Here is a 2,168-nt window from a genome sequence, read left to right as displayed (position 1 = left end):
GCGCCTTCTTGGGCCTCGAACAGCACGCGGGAGTCTTCGATGGCGTTGAAAGCGTAGAACACCGCCACGCCCAAAGCTAAGGTGACGAAGTATACAGCGTAATCGCGCACGCTGCGGCGCACGTTGCGCAAGGCTAGTTTCAAAAGCATGACGACCGCCGCCTAGTTGCCGAGCGCGGTGACGTGCGAGGCCACGAAGCCGACCGCGGAGGAATCACCCTGCTTGCCGGAAAGGAACGCTTGAACCTCAAGGATGCGTTGATAGAAATCGGTCCTCGCACCATCGCCGCGGCGCAGCTCGTTAAACAGCTTGCCGTCCTTGATGAACAGGATGCGATCGGCATAGGAGGCGGCAACCGCGTCGTGCGTGACCATCATGATGGTGGCGTGCAGTTTCGTGTTCAGCACGTCGAGCGTCTCGAGGAGGACGGCGGTGTTGCGCGAGTCGAGTGCGCCCGTGGGCTCGTCCGCCAAAACCAGCTTCGGGTCGGCGACGATGGCGCGCGCTGCAGCCACGCGCTGACGTTGGCCGCCCGACATCTGGCGCGGATACTTCTGCAGGACGTCCGTCACGCCCAACAGAGTGGCGGTGCGTTCAACCTTCACGCGGACGGCGTCGGCTTTCTCGCCCTTGATGGTGAGCGCTAAAGCGATGTTCTCGAAACCTGTCAGGGTGTCGAGCAGGTTGGCGTCCTGAAAGATGAAGCCAAGATCGTCGCGGCGGAACTTGGAGAGCTGACGGCTGCGCAACTGCGTGATATCGAGCCCGTTCAAGATGATGTTTCCGCTGGTCACGGTATCAATGGTGGAAATGCAGTTCAACAGCGTGCTCTTGCCCGAGCCAGACGGGCCCATGACGCCGACGAACTCGCCTTCGCGGATATCGAACGAGACGTCGTCAAGTGCATGCGTGACGGCTTCGCGCGAACCATACACTTTCGAAACGTTGCGTACGGAGAGCAAAACGTTGCGGCCGTCGGGTTGATTCACATTCGCGATGCCTGCTGGCGGGGTTGCGGTAACCACAGACATGGGGATTCCTTTCTCTTCGATTCGACACATCCCCATGATGCGGCGATTGCGAAAACGGAGCCATCGAAGGGCCTTACCGCAATCTTACGATTTTGTAAGGTTGGCCGCCAAATCCATGCGCGTGCGGTCGAGCGGGAAGGTGAGCGCAATCGTCGTGCCGTGTCCCTCTTCGGAGGAAATGCGCAGGCCAAGTCCCATTCTGTCACAGGCAACGGCAGCGAGGTAGAGCCCCATGCCCGTTGCCTTGTGGTGCGTGCGGCCGCGGTTTCCCGTGAATCCGCGATCGAAGACGCGCGGCACGTCGGCAGCGGGAATGCCGTCGCCGTCATCGCTGATGGAGAGCTCGACGCACCCGTCTTTCGTCCCCGCGTCCTTCACCGCGCTTTCGAATTGGATGGACTTCGCGCCGTACTTCGCCGAGTTCTCCAGAACCTGGCCGATGATGAAGTCGACCCACTTCGCGTCGGCAAGCACGTGAAGCTCGTTGTCGATTGCGAAATCGAGCGAGACTCCGGCGCTGATCAGCGTGCGGGATCTCTGGCGGCACGCCTTGCGCGCAACTGCTGCGAGGTTTAGTTCCTCGATGGAGAAATCCTCGCTCAGAGTTGCCGAGCGTGCGTAGTATAACGCCTGCTCAACGCGCGATTCGATGCGATCGAGATCGCCGCGCACCTCGTTGATTTCGGGGCCGTGAAGATTTGACAACGCCAGCTGCGCCGATGCGATGGGCGTTTTCGCCTCGTGGACCCAAAGCTCGATGTAGTTGCGGTACTCCTTCATATCGCGAGAGCGCACGGCCAGCTCGTCCGAGGTCGCCTTGCCCTGCACGGCAAGCGCGCGGTAGGCAAGTGAGCCCTCCAGCGTGTGCGGCTCGTCCAGAATCGACGAGAGGTAGCGTGCGTTGTCGGGCGAATCGCAAAAGGATGCAAGCTGCTGGTAGAACTCGCGGTCGCGCAGAAACCCGACGGCAAGCACAATGCAAGCAAAGAGGGTCTCGCAGATCGAAACGAGGATGATGGCGGAAGCGTTGGACCCGGTAACAACCATAATGCCTGCCACAGCGAGCATGAGGGCGACCGCGCCGAGCAGGAAGCCTGCGTGCGAGCGAAGATACTTCCCGAACGAGTAGGCGCAATC

At 60.8% G+C, this 2,168-nt stretch carries 2 protein-coding genes; both read right to left on the bottom strand.

The genetic code is table 11. From position 1 onward, the window contains the following. Positions 1-161 precede the first annotated feature (161 nt). Positions 162-1,031 (bottom strand): ABC transporter ATP-binding protein, encoded by an 870-nt coding sequence (locus tag Q0G85_RS10275; protein ID WP_297157697.1) that lies wholly within the window; start codon positions 1,029-1,031, stop codon positions 162-164. 84 nt (positions 1,032-1,115) lie between these two features. After that, on the bottom strand, positions 1,116-2,168 hold a 1,053-nt coding region (locus tag Q0G85_RS10270), incomplete at its 5' end, for a sensor histidine kinase (protein ID WP_297157696.1).

This window comes from uncultured Ellagibacter sp. (assembly GCF_934617235.1).
Classification (GTDB): Bacteria; Actinomycetota; Coriobacteriia; order Coriobacteriales; family Eggerthellaceae; genus Ellagibacter.
The sequence above is the reverse complement of the archived record's forward strand: the minus strand, read 5'-3'. Positions and strand labels throughout refer to the sequence as shown.